General features: G+C 74.1%; 14 protein-coding genes. 3 read left to right on the forward strand and 11 right to left on the reverse strand.

Annotated elements, in window-relative coordinates; all coding sequences use genetic code 11:
- Nucleotide 1: 1 nt before the first annotated feature.
- Nucleotides 2-1,189: a tyrosine--tRNA ligase gene (tyrS, locus tag FSW04_RS17355; RefSeq protein ID WP_146921529.1), complete on the reverse strand. Its 1,188-nt coding sequence runs from the start codon at nucleotides 1,187-1,189 to the stop codon at nucleotides 2-4.
- 97 nt (nucleotides 1,190-1,286) lie between these two features.
- Here tyrS and FSW04_RS17360 point away from each other — a divergent pair, with 97 nt between their 5' ends.
- The gene (locus FSW04_RS17360) at nucleotides 1,287-3,605 is read left to right on the forward strand and encodes a transglycosylase domain-containing protein (protein ID WP_187368868.1); all 2,319 of its coding nucleotides are present in this window, start codon (nucleotides 1,287-1,289) and stop codon (nucleotides 3,603-3,605) included.
- A gap of 2 nt (nucleotides 3,606-3,607) precedes the next feature.
- Here the strand turns inward: FSW04_RS17360 and FSW04_RS17365 are convergent, their stop codons facing one another.
- The 5 genes from FSW04_RS17365 to leuB are packed head-to-tail and all read right to left on the reverse strand — an operon-like array spanning nucleotide 3,608 to nucleotide 8,886.
- On the reverse strand, nucleotides 3,608-4,207 hold the full coding sequence (locus FSW04_RS17365; RefSeq protein WP_146921533.1) for a DNA-3-methyladenine glycosylase: 600 nt from the start codon (nucleotides 4,205-4,207) through the stop codon (nucleotides 3,608-3,610).
- A complete protein-coding gene (gene argH / locus FSW04_RS17370; protein ID WP_228430532.1) occupies nucleotides 4,204-5,727 on the reverse strand; it encodes an argininosuccinate lyase in 1,524 nt (507 codons plus the stop codon). The genes FSW04_RS17365 and argH overlap by 4 nt, the downstream gene beginning before the upstream one ends.
- A gap of 6 nt (nucleotides 5,728-5,733) precedes the next feature.
- The gene (locus FSW04_RS17375; RefSeq protein WP_146921534.1) at nucleotides 5,734-6,873 is read right to left on the reverse strand and encodes a DegT/DnrJ/EryC1/StrS family aminotransferase; all 1,140 of its coding nucleotides are present in this window, start codon (nucleotides 6,871-6,873) and stop codon (nucleotides 5,734-5,736) included.
- Nucleotides 6,874-6,881: 8 nt separating this feature from the next.
- Complete coding sequence (locus FSW04_RS17380; RefSeq protein WP_146921535.1) at nucleotides 6,882-7,829, reverse strand: branched-chain amino acid transaminase; 948 nt, start codon at nucleotides 7,827-7,829, stop codon at nucleotides 6,882-6,884.
- A 16-nt stretch (nucleotides 7,830-7,845) separates the two neighbouring features.
- Nucleotides 7,846-8,886, reverse strand: coding sequence for a 3-isopropylmalate dehydrogenase (gene leuB / locus FSW04_RS17385; RefSeq protein WP_146921536.1), 1,041 nt, complete (start codon nucleotides 8,884-8,886; stop codon nucleotides 7,846-7,848).
- A 151-nt stretch (nucleotides 8,887-9,037) separates the two neighbouring features.
- Here leuB and FSW04_RS17390 point away from each other — a divergent pair, with 151 nt between their 5' ends.
- The gene (locus FSW04_RS17390; RefSeq protein ID WP_146921537.1) at nucleotides 9,038-10,888 is read left to right on the forward strand and encodes a HAMP domain-containing methyl-accepting chemotaxis protein; all 1,851 of its coding nucleotides are present in this window, start codon (nucleotides 9,038-9,040) and stop codon (nucleotides 10,886-10,888) included.
- A gap of 3 nt (nucleotides 10,889-10,891) precedes the next feature.
- Here the strand turns inward: FSW04_RS17390 and leuD are convergent, their stop codons facing one another.
- Genes leuD through FSW04_RS17405 form a run of 3 tightly spaced genes read right to left on the reverse strand, consistent with a single transcriptional unit; the run spans nucleotide 10,892 to nucleotide 13,429 of the window.
- On the reverse strand, nucleotides 10,892-11,473 hold the full coding sequence (leuD, locus tag FSW04_RS17395) for a 3-isopropylmalate dehydratase small subunit (RefSeq protein ID WP_146921538.1): 582 nt from the start codon (nucleotides 11,471-11,473) through the stop codon (nucleotides 10,892-10,894).
- A 5-nt stretch (nucleotides 11,474-11,478) separates the two neighbouring features.
- The gene (gene leuC / locus FSW04_RS17400; RefSeq protein WP_146921539.1) at nucleotides 11,479-12,825 is read right to left on the reverse strand and encodes a 3-isopropylmalate dehydratase large subunit; all 1,347 of its coding nucleotides are present in this window, start codon (nucleotides 12,823-12,825) and stop codon (nucleotides 11,479-11,481) included.
- A 13-nt stretch (nucleotides 12,826-12,838) separates the two neighbouring features.
- A complete protein-coding gene (locus tag FSW04_RS17405) occupies nucleotides 12,839-13,429 on the reverse strand; it encodes a helix-turn-helix domain-containing protein (RefSeq protein WP_146921540.1) in 591 nt (196 codons plus the stop codon).
- 89 nt (nucleotides 13,430-13,518) lie between these two features.
- On the opposite strand from FSW04_RS17405, the gene FSW04_RS17410 reads away from it, so the two are divergent.
- Nucleotides 13,519-14,445 (forward strand): patatin-like phospholipase family protein, encoded by a 927-nt coding sequence (locus FSW04_RS17410; RefSeq protein WP_146921541.1) that lies wholly within the window; start codon nucleotides 13,519-13,521, stop codon nucleotides 14,443-14,445.
- Between the two features lie 4 nt (nucleotides 14,446-14,449).
- On the opposite strand, the gene FSW04_RS17415 is transcribed toward FSW04_RS17410, so the two are convergent.
- Nucleotides 14,450-15,682 (reverse strand): M20/M25/M40 family metallo-hydrolase, encoded by a 1,233-nt coding sequence (locus tag FSW04_RS17415; RefSeq protein WP_146921542.1) that lies wholly within the window; start codon nucleotides 15,680-15,682, stop codon nucleotides 14,450-14,452.
- Nucleotides 15,683-15,684: 2 nt separating this feature from the next.
- Nucleotides 15,685-17,301, reverse strand: a complete 1,617-nt coding sequence (locus FSW04_RS17420) for a 2-isopropylmalate synthase (RefSeq protein ID WP_146921543.1) — start codon at nucleotides 17,299-17,301, stop codon at nucleotides 15,685-15,687.
- Nucleotides 17,302-17,306: the final 5 nt, after the last annotated feature.

Genomic DNA, 17,306 nt, shown 5'->3' on the forward strand with positions numbered 1-17,306 from the left:
GCTAGGCCGCCCGCAGCCGCCGGAAGTGACGCTTGCCGACCTGCAGCAGGCCCCCGTCCAGGCGCTCGGCGGCGACGTCGAGGTCGGCCTCCCCGAGCGCCTCGCCGTCCAGGCGGACGCCGCCCTGGGTCAGCAGCCGGCGCGCCTCGGACCGTGAGCGCCCGAACGCGTCGGCGATCAGCGCCGGCAGGTGCACCGGCCGGCCGCCGCTCTCGAAGGCGTGCTCGGGCACGTCGGCGGGGGCGTCGTGGGTGACGAAGAGGCGGTCGAAGTGCGCCTCGGCGCGCGCGGAAGCCGCCGCGCCGTGGAAGCGCTCCACGATGCCCCGGGCCAGCGCGCGCTTGGCGTCGCGCGGCCCAGTGCCCTCGGGCGGGCGCGGCACCGCCAGCAGCTCGAACCAGGTGTCCATCGCCGCGTCGGGCAGGCGCATCGTCTTGCCGAACTGCTCCTCGGGGGCCTCGGTGACGCCGACGTGGTTGCCCAGCGACTTGGACATCTTCTCCGATCCGTCGATGCCCGGCAGGATCGGCATGGTCAGGATGACCTGCTCGGGCTGCCCGTAGGCGCGCTGGACGTCGCGCCCCAGCAGCAGGTTGAACGTCTGGTCGGTGCCGCCGAGCTCCACGTCGGACTCCACGGCCACGGAGTCATAGCCCTGCAGCAGCGGATAGAGCGTCTCGAGGACGGAGATCGGCTGCCGGGCGGCGAAGCGCCGGGCGAAGTCGTCGCGCTCGAGGATCTGGGCCACGGTCGCCACGCGGGCGAGGCGGAAGAGCTCCTCGGCCGGCATGTCCAGCCACTCGCCGTTGCGCCGGACCTCGAGCAGGTCGGGGTCGTCGCGCAGGACGCTGAAGGCCTGCCGGCGGTAGGTGTCGGCGTTGGCGTCGATCTCCTCGCCGCTGAGCACGGGCCTCGTGGAGGAGCGCCCGCTCGGGTCGCCGACGCGCGCGGTGTAGTCGCCGACGATGAGGACCACCCGGTGGCCGAGGTCCTGGAACTCGCGCAGCTTCTGCAGGACGACGGTGTGGCCCAGGTGGATGTCGGGCGCGGTGGGGTCCAGGCCGAGCTTGACGCGCAGCGGCCGCCCCGCGGAGCCGGCGAGCGCGAGCTTGTGCGCCAGGCCCCCGTGCGGCAGCGACTGATGGGCGTTGCGCAGCAGCGCCGCGGCGGTCTCGGGTGGGGTGGCCATACGGGGCCCAATGCTAGAGTCAGGGCGCGTCTCCGGGGCTCGCGCCGCCGCCCGGACACGCCTCCGTGCCGCGCCGTCCTCCCAGGCGCCACCTCGCATGAGCGACCCGACCGGACCGCACCTCGCACCCGTCCCCGACGCCGCCGCGTCCCCGCGCAAGCGCGTCAAGCCGAAGGTCAAGAAGCTGCGGCTCCTGGCGATCCTGCTGCCGCTGGCCGTGCTCGCGGTGATCTCGACGGTCTTCGGGATGATGATGGCCGTCGCGTCCGACCTGCCCGCGCTGGAGCAGCTGCCCCAGGTCGCCAAGCGCAAGAACTCGGTCCTCTATGACGTGCAGGGCAAGCGGATCGCGACGCTGGCCTCCAACCAGGGCCGGATCATCGTGACCAGCGACGAGATCGGCGCGAACGCCAAGTACGCGGTCATCGCCGTCGAGGACCAGCGCTTCTACGAGAACTCGGGCGTCGACCTGCGCGGCATCGGGCGCGCGTTCTACCAGGACGTCATCCAGGGCCGCAGCGCCCAGGGCGGCTCGACCATCGCCCAGCAGTTCGTCAAGAACGCGCTGCAGGCCCAGCACAACCGCACGGTCTTCGAGAAGCTGCGAGAGGCCGCGATGGCCTACCACCTCACGCGCAAGTGGTCCAAGGAGCGCATCCTCACCGAGTACCTCAACTCGGTCTACTTCGGCAACGGCGCCTACGGCATCGAGGCGGCGGCGCGCACGTACTTCGGCGCCGACCCCAACCACAACAACTGCGGCACGCCGAACCACCCGATGTGCGCCAGCGAGCTGACGCCGGCCGAGGCGGCGATGCTCGCCGCGATCATCGCGTCGCCCAGCGCCTACGACCCGGTGGCCCACCCGGCCGCGGCGATCCAGCGCCGCAACCTCGTGCTCAAGAAGATGCTGCAGCAGGACCGCATCACGCAGGCCCAGTACGCCGACGCGATCCAGCAGCAGCCCTTCTACAAGCTGGCCCCGCCGCACCTGGACACCCAGCCCGGCACGGAGTACTTCGTCTCCTGGGTCCGCCAGAGCCTCGTCGACCAGGTCGGCCCCCAGCAGGCGTTCGAGGGCAACCTGCGCGTCACGACGACGCTGGACCTCGACCTCCAGAAGGCCGCCCAGCAGGCCGTCAACACCTACCTGTCGTGGGCGGGCGGCCCGACGGCGGCGGTCGTGGCCATCGACAACGAGACGGGCGAGGTCCGTGCGATGGTCGGCGGCCGCGACTACAACACCTCGCCCTTCAACCTGGCCACCCAGGGCCAGCGCCAGCCCGGCTCGTCGTTCAAGCCCTTCATCCTGGCCGAGGCGCTGCGCCAGGGCATCGGTCCCGGCACGGTGTTCCCCTCACGCAAGCGCGTCTTCAAGGTCGGGAAGAACGAGCAGTTCGTCGTCAACAACTTCGAGAACGAGTACGCCGGGCAGTCGACGGTCGCCAACGGCCTGACGTTCTCCGACAACTCGGTCTTCGCCGCGCTGGGCATCAAGGTCGGCACGAAGAAGGTCGCCCGGCTGGCCGAGCGCATGGGCATCCGCACGCCGGTGTCCTCCAACCTGGCGATGACCCTCGGCGGCCTGCGCCAGGGCGTTACCCCGCTCGACATGGCCCACGCATACGAGACGTTCGCCGCGCACGGCCGGCGCATCAGCGGGACGCTGGGCACCGCCGACGACGGGCCGGTCGGGATCCACGAGATCGACCGCGAGACCGGCGACGGCATCAAGACCGTCAAGAAGAACCAGCTCAAGGCGAAGCGGATCCTGTCCCAGAAGCTGGCCGACGAGGAGGCCCAGCTGCTGACGGGCCCCGTCAAGTTCGGCACCGCCACGCGCGCGCAGTACGGCGGCTTCGCCGCCGGCAAGACCGGCACGACGGAGAACTCCGGCGACGCCTGGTTCGTGGGCTTCACCGACCGCTGGACGATCGCCGTCTGGGTCGGCTACCCCAACACGCTCAAGCCGATGCTGACGGAGTTCCGCGGCTCGGCCGTCACCGGCGGCACGTTCCCGGCGATGATCTGGCACGACTTCGTCGTCGCCGCCAACCGGATCGCCGACGCGCGCAACGCCAAGGAGCGCGCCCGCCAGGGCCTGCCACCGCTGCCCTCGGGCAGCACCCCGAGCAGCTCGGCCCCGGCCACCGTCACGCCGCCCGCGCCGCCGCGCGAGGGCGCCGCGCCCAAGGGCTCGGGCACCACGGGCGGCTCGAGCGGCGGCACGTCGCCCGACGCGCAGGCACCGGTGGCGACCACCCCGCAGCAGGCCACCCCGGCCCCCAGCCCCACCCCCACGACGCCCACCCCCGCGCCGGCCCCCACGCCGGCGGCGCCGACGACCACCCCCGCGACCCCGCCCGCCGGCGGCGCGCCCACCACGGGCGGCACCGGCGGGACCGGCGCGGGCTGAGCTCAGCCGCGCGCGAGCGTCGCGCGCAGGCCCGGCGGCCACGGCCGCGACACGTGGCGGCTGCCCGCGGCGCAGAAGCGCCAGGGCAGCTCGACGGCCTTCGTGATCCCGATGCGGTGGCCGGCCAGCAGCACCGGGGGCGCCGCGCCGTCCTCGGGCGGGTGGATGAGGACCGGCCCCTCCACCAGGCTCGAGGCGTTGAGCTCGAGGTCGATGCCCAGCGCCTGGGTCAGCTTGCCCGGGCCGTTGGCCAGGTCGACGTCGCGGGCGACACCACGGCGCTCGCGCATGCGGTCCAGGCCCTCGATGGGCTCCAGTGCGCGGATGAGCACCGCCGCGCCGACCTCCTCGGGCTCGCAGACGGCGTTGAGCAGCGCGTGGATCCCGTAGGACCGGTAGACGTAGGCCGTCCCGGGGCCGCGGTAGAGCACCGACGTGCGCGCGGTGAGACCGACGTAGGCGTGGCAGGCGGCCTCCGAGTGGTGGTAGGCCTCGCTCTCGACGATCACGCCCGCGCAGCCCTCGTGCTCGAGCACGCAGCCCACCAGGTCGCGGGCGACCTGCACGACCGGGCGGTCGTAGAAGGCCGCGGGCAGGCTCACCGCAGCCGGGCCCGCGCCTGCTCGAGCTGCTCGCGCACCCGCCCCAGCGCGGTGCCGCCCTCCGACGCCTTGGACTCCAGCCACGAGCTCTGGGCCAGCACGGCCCGGGCGTCCTGCCCGAGGGCGGGGACCGCGACGTCGGCCAGCGACCGGCCCGACTCGACCGATTCGCGCACCAGGCCGGCGATCACGCCGTGGGACTCGCGGAAGGGCATGCCCTGCTTGACGAGCAGGTCGGCCAGGTCGGTCGCGGCGATGAGCTCGTCGGAGGCCGCGGCCGACATGCGCTCACGGTCGAAGCGCGCGCCGGCGACCATGCCGGTCGCCGCGGCCAGGCACAGCCGCATCGTGTCGACGCTGTCGAACAGGTGCTCCTTGTCCTCCTGGAGATCCTTGTTGTAGGTCAACGGGAGGGCGTGCATCACCCCGTGCAGCGCCTGGAGGTGCCCGACGATCCGCGGCGCCTTGGCGCGCAGGAGCTCGCCGGCGTCGGGGTTCTTCTTCTGGGGCATGATCGACGACCCCGACGACCACGCGTCGGGGAGCACGAGGAACCCGAACTCCGAGCTGGACCACAGCACGATCTCGGCCCCCAGGCGGGAGAGGTGCGTGGCGCACGTCGCGGCCGCGGCGAGGTAGTCCAGGATGAAGTCGCGGTTGGCGACGGCGTCGATCGAGTTCGGCGATACCGAGGCGAAGCCCAGCTCGCGGGCCACCATGCCGCGGTCGGTGTCGAAGTTCACCCCCGCCAGCGCGCCGGCGCCCAGCGGCATGACCGAGCACGCGGCCTCCGCGGCGGCGAAGCGCCCGCGGTCGCGGTCGGCCATCCAGAACCAGGCCAGCAGATGGTGGGAGAGGTACACGGGCTGCGCGCGCTGGAGGTGGGTGTAGCCCGGCAGCGCCCAGTCGAGGTGGCGCTCGGCGGCGTCGACCAGGGCCTCCATGAACACCGTGAGCTGCGCCTGCGCCGAGCGCGCGGCGTCGCGCGTGAACAGCGCGACGTCGGTGACGACCTGGTCGTTGCGTGAACGGGCGGTGTGCAGCCGGCCGCCGGGGGCGCCGGCCAGCTCGGTCAGCCGCCGCTCGACGGCCATGTGGATGTCCTCGTCGTCGGGCGCGAACGGGAAGGTCCCCGCGTGCAGCTCGGCCTCCACGCCGTCCAGGCCGGCCAGGATCGCGTCGCGGTCGGGCTCCGTGATGATGCCCTGGGCGGCCAGCATCCGCGCGTGCGCACGCGACTGCGCCACGTCGTGGGGCCACAGCCGCCGGTCGAAGCCCAGCGACGTGTTCATCTCCCGGAAGGCCGGGTCCTGCGGCTCGGCGAAGCGCGACATGTGGCCGCGGAGCATACGCACGCCGCCCCCCGGCGCGGCCGTGCCCTGGCCGCGGCCCAGCGCCCCGGCGATCTGCGCGACCCGGGTCGCCAGCCCGAACCCCAGCAGGGAGAGCGAGACGCCCCAGCCCAGCCAGGCCGCCGAGCCCGCGGTGTGGAAGCGCCGGTCGCGGCCACGCCAGTCCATCGCCGCTCAGCCCAGGACGTCGGCCAGGGCCGCCGTGACCCGCTCGACCTGGTCGGCCCGCATCCGCGGGAAGAACGGGAGCGCCAGCGAGCTCGCGGCGACGTCCTCGCAGACCGGGAACTGCCCCTCCCGGTAGCCGTAGGTCTCGCGGTAGAACGACATGAGGTGGATCGCGGGCAGGTAGGGCTTGCTCTGCACCCCGCGGTCGCGCAGCGCGAGCATGACCTCGTCGCGGGTCGGCCCCCCGCGCGGCACCTGCACGACGAACACGAACCAGCCGCGCTGCTCGCCGGCGTGGCGGGCGCCGTCCGGGCAGGGCAGCCCGAGGCCGCGCTCGCGCTCCAGGCCTGCCAGGGCCTCGCGGTACCAGCCCGCGACGCGCGCGCGGCCGGCGAGCATGTCGTCGAGGCGGTCGAGCTGGGCCAGGCCGATCGCGCAGGCGATGTCCGACAGGCGGTAGTTGAACCCGAGGCGGTCGTGGTCCAGCCAGCCCATGTCGGGCGCGCGGCCCTGGTTGCGCTCGGAGTCGATGCGGGCCTTGAGCGCCGGATCGGCGCCCATCGTGATCATGCCGCCCTCGCCCGTGGTCAGCTGCTTGTTGGCGTAGAACCCGAACACCGCCGGGTTGCCGCGCCCGCCGACGGCGGGACCGTCGTGGTGGCGCGCGCCGAGCGCCTCGCAGGCGTCCTCGACGACCGGCAGCCCCATGGCCTCGAACGCCGGCAGGTCGGCGGGGTAGCCGAAGATGTGCACGGGCAGCAGCGCCGCGGTGCGCTCGGTCACGGCCGCCGCCGCGGCCTGCGGGTCGAGGTTCAGCGTGACCGGGTCGATGTCGGCGAACACCGGCCGCGCGCCCTCGTAGGCGGCGACGTTGGCGCTGGCCACGAACGAGAACGGCGAGGTCACGACCTCCTGGCCGGCGCCCACGCCGGCGGCCCGCAGCGCGAGGTGCAGGCCCGTCGTGCCCGAGGAGACCGCGCTGGCCTGCGCCGCGCCCACGCGGGCGGCGAACCGCTCCTCGAAGGCCGGCACGCGCGGGCCGAGCGAGAGCTGGCCCGAGCGCAGGACCTCGAGCACCGCCTGCTCCTCGGCCTCGCCGATGACCGGCTGGGCCAGCGGCACGACCTCCGTCGGCGGCCGGCTCACCGGCGCGGTCAGACCCGCGCGGCGGAGAAGTGGTGGGCGGGCACCGGGTCCAGCCAGTCGGCGTAGCGGTCCGACCGCCCGTGCAGCGCGTCCTCGAAGGCCGTCTGCACCGCGAGCGTGACCTCGCCGGGGCGCCCGCTGCCGATCGTGTGGTCGTCGACCTCGCGGATCGGCGTCAGCTCGGCCGCGGTGCCCGTGCAGTACAGCTCGTCGCAGAGGTAGAGCTCGGCGCGGGCGATGTCGCGCTCGACGATCTCGTAGCCGAGGTCGCGCGCGATCTGGATCACCGCGCTGCGGTTGATGCCGCCGAGGATGGAGGCCGTGATCGGGGGCGTGACGATGACGCCGTCACGCACGACGAAGAGGTTCTCGCCGGTGCCCTCGCAGACGAAGCCGCGCTCGTCGAGCAGGATCGCCTCCTCGTAGCCGGTCTGGTGGGACTCGATCTTGGCCAGGATCGAGTTGAGGTACTGCCCGCTGGCCTTGGCCTGCGGGATGAGCGAGTCCGAGCTGATGCGCCGCCACGAGGAGACGCGGGCGCGCACCCCGTTCTTCTTGCCCTCGTCGCCGAGGTAGCTGCCCCACTCCCAGACGGCGATCGCGACGTCGACCGGGGCGTCGAGCGGGAACAGGCCCATCGTCCCGTAGCCGCGGTACACGAGCGGGCGGATGTAGCAGGAGCGCAGCCCGTTGCGGCCGATGAGCTCCAGCGTGGCGTCGCGCACCTGCTCGCGGCTGAACGGCATCGGCATGTAGTAGAGCTCAGCCGACGTGAACAGCCGGTCGATGTGGTCCTCGTGGCGGAAGACCGCGGGGCCCTTGGACTCCGTGTCGTAGCAGCGGACGCCCTCGAAGACGCCGGTGCCGTAGTGCAGGCCGTGCGTCAGCACGTGGACCTTGGCGTCCTCCCACGCGACGAACTCGCCGTTCATCCAGATGAGGTCCGCTGCGTCCACGCTCTGCTCCTTCGGGCTAGGCCAGTCCGGCGAACACGGCTGCGGTCGCCTCGGCGGTGTTCGCCGTCCCTCCGAGGTCCCGGGTGCGCAGCCCTTGGTCCAGGGCCTTGTCCACCGCCGATTCTACGGCGGCGGCCTCCGATTCCAAGTCCAGGCCGTGGCGCAGCAGCAGCGCGACCGACAGGAACATGGCCAGCGGGTTGGCGATGCCCTGCCCGGCGATGTCCGGCGCCGACCCGTGCACGGGCTCGAAGACGCCGACCCCGCCGTCGGCCTCGTCGCCGAGGCTCGCGCTCGGCAGCATCCCGATGGACCCGGTCAGCATCGCGGCCACGTCGCTGAGGATGTCGCCGAACATGTTCTCGGTGACGATGACGTCGAAGTGGCGCGGCGCGGCCACCAGCTGCATCGCCGCGTTGTCGACGAGCACGTGCTCGAGCTCGACGTTCGGGAACTCCTCGGCGTGGATGCGCTTGACCACCTCGCGCCAGAGGCGGCTGGTCTCCAGGACGTTGGCCTTGTCGACGCTGGCGACCTTCGAGCGCGCCGCGGCGAAGCCCGTGCGCACGATGCGCTCGATCTCGGCGATCGAGTAGGTGCAGACGTCGGTGGCGCTGTCGGCCGTGCGGGTCTTCTCGCCGAAGTAGATGCCGCCCGTCAGCTCGCGCACGACCAGCAGGTCGGTGCCCTCGATGATCTCGCGGCGCAGCGGGCTGGCGTCGTAGAGTGCCGGCAGCGGCCGCACCGGGCGCAGGTTGGCGTAGAGCCCGAGACCCTGGCGCAGGCCGAGCAGGCCCTGCTCGGGGCGCGGCCGGGACGGGTCGGTCGTGTCCCACTTCGGGCCGCCGACCGCGGCGAGCAGGACGGCGTCGGCGCTGCGGCAGGCACCGAGGACCTCATCGGTGAGCCCGGTGCCGTGGGCGTCGATCGCGGCGCCCCCGAACAGGTGCTCCTCGATCTCGACGTCGGCGACCAGGCGGCGCAGCAGCTCGACGGCCGGAGCCATGATCTCCGGGCCGATGCCGTCGCCGGGGAGGGTGACGATGCGGGTGGCCATGCAGGGCGCCACCCTATCGGCGCGGGGCCGCCGGCGACCTCCGGCCGGACGGGAGCGCCAGGGCGCCGACTCCCCCGGCTGGGTGGGCAGACGAGCTGCTACGCACCACTTCCGCCTCAAGCCCGTCCGCTGACCGCCGATCTCCCGGGCCGTGCCCCGCTCCACCGCCCGTGCCCGCCCTGCCACGATCCGCCTGACCGTCGGCCGGAGGCTCGCTGCCGGCTTCGGCACCGTCATCGCGCTCATGCTCGTCGCGCTCGCCGTCGCGGACTCGGGCACGAGCCGCCTGCGTGCCGATACGAAGGCCGTCGGCCTCGAGATCGTCCCGGCCGTCCGCATGCTGGGCGAGACCACGACGGGGATCCGCCAGTTCCGCGTCGCCCAGCTCGAGCGCGTCAACACGGTCGGCCCGGCCGACCAGAAGGCCGCCGAGCAGGAGCTGACGTCCACGGCGGCCACGGTCGACAGCCTGCTCGCCCGGCTGCGCACGCTGCCGGCGAGTCCCGCCGAGCGAGCGGCCGCCGCGCGTACCGCGGCGGACTGGGCCACCTACCGCCGCGGGTCCGGCCCGTTCCTCGCAGCCCTGCAGCGCGGACCGCAGGCGGGCTTCGACCTTCTGACCGGGACGGCCGACGGGACCTACGACAAGCTCACGACCGACATCAAGGCCTGGAGCACGACGACCCAGGCGCGCGGCGACGCCCGGGTGGCGTCCTCGGCCCACGACGCCACGACCACGCGCGTCCGCATGATGCTCGCGCTCCTGGCCGCCGTCCTGGTCGCCCTGCTGGCCAACGTGCTCGTCGGGCGTTCCATCCGCCGCGCCGTCCGCGAGGTCCTGGACCGCCTGTCCTCGCTGCGCGACCACTGCGCCGAGGACCTCACCCGCGGGCTGCGCGCGTTCGCCGAGGGCGACCTGACCCAGGAGGTCGTGCCCGTCACCCCGCCGATCGAGCGGCCGGGCAGCGACGAGGTCGGCGACGTGGCCCGCGCCACGAACGAGATCCGCGAGCGCTTCCTCGCGATGATCGCGTCCTACAACGCCTCCCGCGAGGCGCTGGCCACGCTGGTCGGGCAGGTCGCCGGCACGGCCGGCAGCGTGTCGACCGCCTCGCGCCAGATGGCCGCGACGTCGGACGAGACCGGCCGCGCCGTCGCGGAGATCGCCGCCGCCGTCAACGAGGCCGCCGTCGGCGCCGAGCGCCAGGTCGCCGTGATCGGCGAGGCACGCTCCATCGCCGACGACGTCATAGCAGTCACCAGCCGCTCGGCCGACGATGCCGCCGGCACCGCCCAGGTCGCCGAGGAGGCTCGCCGCATCGCCGGCGAGGGCGCCGCGGCGGTCGGCGGCGCGACGGAGGCCATGGCGTCGGTGCGCGAGGCCTCGGCCGGCGCGACGGCCGCCATCCGCGAGCTCGGCGACAAGTCCGCCCAGATCGGCGGCATCGTCGACACGATCACCGGCATCGCCGAGCAGACCAACCTGCTGGCGCTCAACGCGGCCATCGAGGCCGCCCGCGCCGGCGACCAGGGCCGCGGCTTCGCCGTCGTCGCCGACGAGGTCCGCAAGCTCGCCGAGGAGTCCCGGAGCGCCGCCGCGTCGATCGCCGCGCTCATCACCGACATCCAGGCCGAGACCGCGCGCGTCGTCGAGATCGTCGAGGACGGCGGACGGCGCACGGAGCAGGGCAGCGCCGTGGTCGGCGAGGCCCGGGACGCCTTCGAGCGCATCGGCGGCGCGGTCGACGACGTCACCGCCCGCGTCGGCGCCATCGCCGCCGCGGTCGAGCAGATCGCCGCCGCAGCGCGCGAGATGGGCGACCGCATGAACGAGGTCGCCGGCGTGGCCGAGGAGTCCTCGGCCGGCAGCGAGCAGATCAGCGCCACGACCCAGCAGACGTCGGCGTCGACGGTCCAGATCGCCGCGTCGGCGCAGGAGCTGGCCCGCACCGCGGGCGACCTGGAGGCCCTGGTCGCCCGCTTCACGCTGACGCGCGACTGACGGCTACCCGACGGGCAGCGCGGTCGTCACGGGGCCAGACCGCTCGCGGTCGCGCTCGTAGGCGTCGATCGCGTCGCCCTGCTTGAGCGTCAGCGCGATGTCGTCCAGTCCCTCGAGCAGGCGGTGCTTGATCTCGGGGTCGATCGTGAACGACGCCGTGTGCACGCCGTCGCTCGCCTCCCAGCGCACCTCCTGGGCGGCGAGGTCGACCTGGCACTGCCCCGCCTCGGCGATCGCCCGGCACTCCTCGGCGGTCAGCTGCACCGGCAGCACGCCGTTCTTGGTGCAGTTGGACCGGAAGATGTCGGCGAAGCTCGAGGCGATGATGACCCGGAAGCCGTAGTCCTCGAGGGCCCACGGCGCGTGCTCGCGCGACGAGCCGCAGCCGAAGTTGTGGCCGGTGACGAGGATCTGGTTGGCGGGCAGGTCCCACCCCGCCTCCTTGGCCCAGTCATAGAACAGGAACTGGCCGAAGCCGGTCCGCTCGACGCGCTTGAGGAACTGCTTGGGGATGATCTGGTCCGTGTCGATGTTGTCGCGCATGAGCGCGGACACCGGCCCGGTGATGGTCTCGATCGGCTGCACGGCGCTCAGCTCCAGTCGCGGATGTCGACGAAACGGCCCGCGATGGCGGCCGCGGCGGCCATCTCCGGGCTGACGAGGTGCGTGCGGCCACCGCTGCCCTGGCGGCCCTCGAAGTTGCGGTTCGAGGTCGAGGCGCAGCGTTCGCCGGGCTCCAGCGTGTCGGGGTTCATCCCCAGGCACATGGAGCAGCCCGCGCCGCGCCAGTCGAACCCGGCGGCCCGGAAGACCTCGTCCAGGCCCTCGGCCTCGGCCTGGCGCTTGACCGCCACCGAGCCCGGGACGACCATGGCGTACACGTTCTCGCTCACCTTGCGCCCCGCGATCATGCCGGCCGCCGCGCGCAGGTCGCCGATCCGCGAGTTCGTGCACGACCCGATGAACACGCGGTCGATCGTGATCTCCTGGATCGGCATCCCGGCCGTCAGCCCCATGTACTGCAGCGCCCGCTCCTCACCCTCGCCGGCGGGCTGCGGGACCGTGGCGGTGACCGGCGCGACCTGCGCCGGGTTGGTCCCCCAGCTCACCATCGGGCTCAGCGCCGTCGCGTCGATCACGATCTCGGTGTCGAAGACCGCGCCGTCCTCGGTGACGAGCTCGCGCCAGGACTCGTCGACCTCCCCGCCGTGCTCGGCGACCCAGTCGAACGTCGTCTGGTCGGGGGCGATCATGCCCGCGCGCCCGCCGGCCTCGATCGTCATGTTGCACACGGTCATCCGGCCCTCCATCGAGAGCGCCTCGATCGCCGGCCCGCAGTACTCCACGACGTGGCCGACCGCGCCGTCGACGCCGATCTGGCCGATCGTGCCCAGGATGAGATCCTTGGCGCTGACGCCGGCGCCCAGCGCGCCCTCGTAGCGGATCCGCATGGCCTTGGGCTTGTTCTGGACGAGGCACTGGGTGGCCAGCACGTGCTCGACCTCGGAGGTGCCGATGCCGAAGGCCAGCGCGCCGAAGGCGCCGTGCGTGGCCGTGTGGCTGTCGCCGCAGACGATCGTCATCCCCGGCTGCGTGATGCCGAGCTCGGGTCCGATGACGTGCACGATGCCCTGGTGCTCGGAGCCCAGCGAGTAGAGCCTGACACCGAACTCCTCGCAGTTGCGCTCGAGCGTCTGCACCTGGGTGCGCGACAGCGCGTCCTTGATCTGCGCGGCGACGGGCGTGCCGTCGGTCGGGGTGTTGTGGTCGGCCGTCGCGACCGTGCGGTCCGGGCGCCGGACCGTGCGGCCCGCCAGGCGCAGGCCGTCGAAGGCCTGCGGGCTCGTGACCTCGTGCACGAGGTGCAGGTCGATGTAGATGAGCCCGGGAGCGACCTCGTGGGCCTCCCAGATCTTGTCGAACAGGGACTTCGGCATGATGTGATGGTCCTTAACTTCGGCGGAGGCCGGCGCTGACGACCGCCAGCAGGACGGCTTCGCCGGGTCCGGGGTTCTCGAAGCGGTGCGCCAGGTCGGCGTCGAAGGTCACGGTGTCGCCCTCGGCCAGCGCGTACTCCAGGCTGTCCACGTGCAGGACGACGCGGCCGGACTCCACGACGGCGATCTCGCGGCTGCCGGGCTCGTGCATCGGCGGGTCGCCCTCGCCGCCCGTCGCGGCGCCGGCGGCCAGCACGTGGCGGCTGAGCTCGGCGCGCTGGCCGGGCAGCGGCGGGGTGAGGATCTCGAAGGCGTGCCCGGCCGCGCCGCCCCCGCGGCGGCGCTCGGCCCGCCGCACGACGCTGACCGAGCTCTCCTCGTCGAGGCGCAGGAGCTGGCTCAGGCGCAGGTCCAGGCCTGCCGCGATGCGGTGGGCCACGACGAGGGTCGGGCTGGTCTCCCCGCGCTCGACCTGGGAGAGCATGGGGGCGCTGACGCCGCTGCGCTCGGCCAGGTCGCGCAGCGACAGGTCCATGGCCTCGCGCAGGGCCCGCACCCGGGGCCCGACGTGGATCTGCTGCTCGAGCTGGTCGGCGACGGCCATCGGCGTCGCGTACGCTATCACGTACAAATGTCTGATGGGCGGGCAGCGGGGCCTGCGGCCGCTCGGGCGACCCCCTAGCCTGCGCCGCGATGGCGCCGCCCCCGGCCACCACCCTCCCCGACGTCCTCGTCCTCGCCGGCGGCGGCGTGATCGGGGAGGCCTGGATGTCCGGCCTGCTGGCCGGACTGGAGGACGGCGCCGGCCTGGACATGCGGCGCGTCGAGCTCTTCGCCGGGACCTCCGCGGGGGCCATCGTGGCCGCCCGGCTGGCCTCGGGCCGGCGCCCGCGGCGCCCCACGGGCCGGGCGCGCGCGACGCCCGGCGACGAGCCCGTCCCCGGGACCGGCCCCCCGACGCTGCTGGGGCGCGTGGCCCGCGGCGCGCTGCACGCGGGGTGGGTCGCAGGCTCGCCGCTGACCGGGCCGGCGCGCACCCTGGCTGCGCCGGGCGCCGCGCTGGCCCGTGCGGCCCTGCTGTCGCGCGCGCCGGCGCAGGGGCGCACGCTCGCGGGCCTGCACGAGCGGGTCGCGGGCTGGGACGTGCACTTCGACGGGCGCCTGCGCATCAGCGCGGTGGACCGCCATCGCGGCCGGCGCGTCGTGTTCGGCGCCCCCGGCGCGCCGGCAGCGACCGTCGCCGACGCGGTGTGCGCGTCGTGCGCGATCCCCTGGGTCTTCGCGCCGGTCACCATCGGCGGACGCGAGTACGTCGACGGCGGGGCCTGGAGCGTGACGAACCTCGACGCGGCGCCGACCGGGCGCGGCACCCACGTGCTGTGCCTGGACCCCGCGCGCGCCTTCGGCGGCGAGGACCGCAGGGCCGCCGCGCTGCGCGGCGCGCTGCGCCTCGCGACGGCGTCCGAGCTGCAGGTCCTGCGCCGCCGTGGGACCCGCGTGCTGCACCTCGGCCCCGATCCGGCCGCCGCGCGGGCCATGGGCACGACCCTCATGTCGCCCGCGCGCGCCGGCGCGGCGCTGGCCGAGGGCTACCGCCAGGGCCGGGAGCTGGCCCGCTGAGCGCTCAGGCCGAGCCGAAGCCGTCGATGACGGAGGCCAGCAGCCTCGCGAGCGTGCCGAGCTCGGCCACGCTGACGCGCTCGTCGACGGCGTGGGCGATCTCGATGCCCGACGTGCCGACCATGACGGTCGGGACGCCGGCCGCGCACCACAGGCGCATGTCGGACCCGTAGGGCACGCCGGTCACGCGCGCGGGCGTCCCGAGCTGCTCGCCGGCGGCCGCCAGCGCGAGCCGCGCCACCTCGCTGTCGGCCGGCGTCTGGGCCGGGGCGAAGCGGCCGCCGGTCCACGCGAGCTCGACGGCCAGCCCGTCGTCGGGCGCGGCCGCGGCGACCGCGGCCTCCACGGCGGCCATCGCCTCGGCCAGGGTGTCCTCGACGCGGACGGGCGCGCGGCCCTCGAACTCGAGGCGGTCGGGCACCGAGCTCGACCACGCCCCGCCCTGCACGCGCCCGACGACCAGCGGGTAGGGCAGCGCGAGCTCGGCCATGAGCGGGTGGGCCACGCCGGCGTTCAGTCGCGCCTCCAGCTCGGCGAGCCCGCGGTGGATGGGCAGGTAGCGGTCGATGGCCGACACGCCGTGCAGGCGCTCGGCCGCGTGGGCGCCGCGGCCGTGCACCACGCCGGTGAACGTCAGCGCGCCGCCCTGGGCGCAGACGACCTCGAAGCCCGTCGGCTCGGGGATGACGCACGCGTCGTAGTCGGCGTCGCGGCGCAGCGCGGCGAACGCGCCCTGACCGCCGTCCTCCTCGGAGGACACGACGTGCAGGACGACCTCGCAGCCCGCATCGGGCCCGGCGGCCGCCAGCGCGTGCAGCGCCGCGGCCACGCCGCCCTTCATGTCCGCGCTGCCGCGCCCGTGCACCCAGCCGCCGTCGATCCGGCCCGAGAACGGGTCGCCGCCTTCCCAGCGCTCGGTCCCCGGGCCGACGACGTCGACGTGGCCGCACAGCGCCAGCCGCCGCGCGCCAGGGGCCGGGGCCCGGGCCGACGGCACGGTGACCGTCAGCCCGAGCAGCTCGTCGCGCGGGGCCTCCTGCCCGGGCCAGCCGGGATCGGCCTGCACGGCCGCGAGGTCGTGGCGCTCCGCGCGCGCCGCGAGCCCGAGCCCCTCGGCGAGCTCGCCGAGGCGCTCGAGCGCGGCCCGCTCGTCGCCGGTCACGCTCGGGACCCGCACGAGCTCGGCGGTGGTCCGCGCCACCGCCCCGGAGGCCAGCAGCGCGGCGCGATCGCCCACGGCTACGGCGTCTGCGCGAGCTCGGCGTCGGTCACCGCGGCCTGGGCCTTCTGCACCGCGTTGCCCAGCGCGCGGACGTAGGCCGTCGCGGCCGCCTCGATGATGTCGGTGGCCACGGCCTGCCCGGCGCCCGTGACGCGGCGCCCGGTGAGCACCCCGGGAGTGTCGGTCTTGACGGCCTCCTCGGGCGCGCCGAGCTCGACGACCACGCTGACCTCGCCGAGGGCGTCCTGGCCTCCGGTGACGGCGTCGACACGGAACTCGCGCAGACGCGCGTCGATGTCCGTGGCGCTGTTGATCGCGCGGAAGATCGCGTCGATCGGGCCGTCGCCGGTGAACGAGCCCTCGACCACGGCGTCCTGCGGCGTGCGGACCGCGACCGTCGCGTGCGGCGGGCGCCGCGTGGAGGCCTCGACGTCGAACCACTCCAGCGAGTAGCCCTGGACGTCGGCGCGCAGCTCGTCGGTCACGAGCGCCTCGAGGTCCAGCGCCGTGACCTGCTTCTTGCGGTCGGCGACCTCCTTGAAGCGCTCGAAGGCCTGCTTGAGCGTCGCGCCGTCGACCGTGTAGCCCAGGTCCTCGAGCGCCTGGCGCAGCGCCGCGCGCCCGGAGTGCTTGCCCAGGACGAGCGAGTTGGCGTCCAGGCCGATGGAGCGGGCGTCCATGATCTCGTAGGTCGAGCGCTCCTTCAGGACGCCGTCCTGGTGGATCCCCGACTCGTGGGCGAACGCGTTGCGGCCGACGATCGCCTTGTTGGGCTGCACGGGGTAGCCCGTCAGCCGCGACACCAGACGGCTGGTGCGCGCGATCTCGGTGGTGACCGCGTTGGTGTGCAGGCCGAGGCGGTCACCGCGCGTGCGGATGAGCATGATGACCTCCTCCAGCGACGCGTTGCCCGCGCGCTCGCCGATGCCGTTGACGGCGCACTCGATCTGGCGCGCGCCGGCACCGGCGCCGGCCAGCGAGTTGGCGACCGCCAGGCCGAGGTCGTCGTGGCAGTGCGTCGAGAGCACGACGCCGCGCAGGTCGGGGACCATCGCGTACAGCTGCGTCAGGAAGTCGGCGTACTCGTCCGGCGTGGCGTAGCCGACCGTGTCGGGGATGTTGATCGTCGTCGCGCCCTCGTCGATGGCGATCTGCACGACCTCGGCGGTGAACGCGAAGTCCGAGCGCGTGGCGTCCATCGGGGAGTACTCGACGTCGTCGCACAGCGCCTTGGCCTGGGCGACCGACGCGCGCGCCAGCCCCTTGACGTCCTCGCGGGTGGACATGAGCTGGTGCTCGATGTGGATGTCGGAGGTCGACAGGAACGTGTGGATGCGAGGTCGCTCGCTGTCGCGGATCGCCTCCCAGGCACGATCGATGTCGGCGGCGTTGGCGCGGGCCAGCGCGCAGATGACGGGACCGTCGACGTCGCGGGCGATGGCCTGCACGGCCTCGAAGTCGCCGGGCGAGGCGATCGGGAACCCGGCCTCGATGACGTCGACGCCCAGGCGCGCGAGCTGCTGGGCGATCTCGAGCTTCTCGGTCGTGTTGAGCGAGATCCCCGGCGACTGCTCTCCGTCGCGCAGGGTGGTGTCGAACAGCAGGATGCGGTTCGGATCTTCGGGCGGGGTCATGGGCT

It is taken from the genome of Baekduia soli (assembly GCF_007970665.1).
Classification (GTDB): Bacteria; Actinomycetota; Thermoleophilia; order Solirubrobacterales; family Solirubrobacteraceae; genus Baekduia; species Baekduia soli.

Bases quoted from the DNA above. Each gene is read 5' to 3' on its own strand.
- FSW04_RS17420 (WP_146921543.1), bottom strand. From the start codon at position 17,301: ATGACCCCGCCCGAAGATCCGAACCGCATCCTGCTGTTCGACACCACC.
- FSW04_RS17360 (WP_187368868.1), top strand. From the start codon at position 1,287: ATGAGCGACCCGACCGGACCGCACCTCGCACCCGTCCCCGACGCCGCC.
- leuC (WP_146921539.1), bottom strand. From the start codon at position 12,825: ATGCCGAAGTCCCTGTTCGACAAGATCTGGGAGGCCCACGAGGTCGCT.
- tyrS (WP_146921529.1), bottom strand. From the start codon at position 1,189: ATGGCCACCCCACCCGAGACCGCCGCGGCGCTGCTGCGCAACGCCCAT.
- argH (WP_228430532.1), bottom strand. From the start codon at position 5,727: ATGGACTGGCGTGGCCGCGACCGGCGCTTCCACACCGCGGGCTCGGCG.
- FSW04_RS17410 (WP_146921541.1), top strand. From the start codon at position 13,519: ATGGCGCCGCCCCCGGCCACCACCCTCCCCGACGTCCTCGTCCTCGCC.
- leuB (WP_146921536.1), bottom strand. From the start codon at position 8,886: ATGGCCACCCGCATCGTCACCCTCCCCGGCGACGGCATCGGCCCGGAG.
- FSW04_RS17405 (WP_146921540.1), bottom strand. From the start codon at position 13,429: ATGGCCGTCGCCGACCAGCTCGAGCAGCAGATCCACGTCGGGCCCCGG.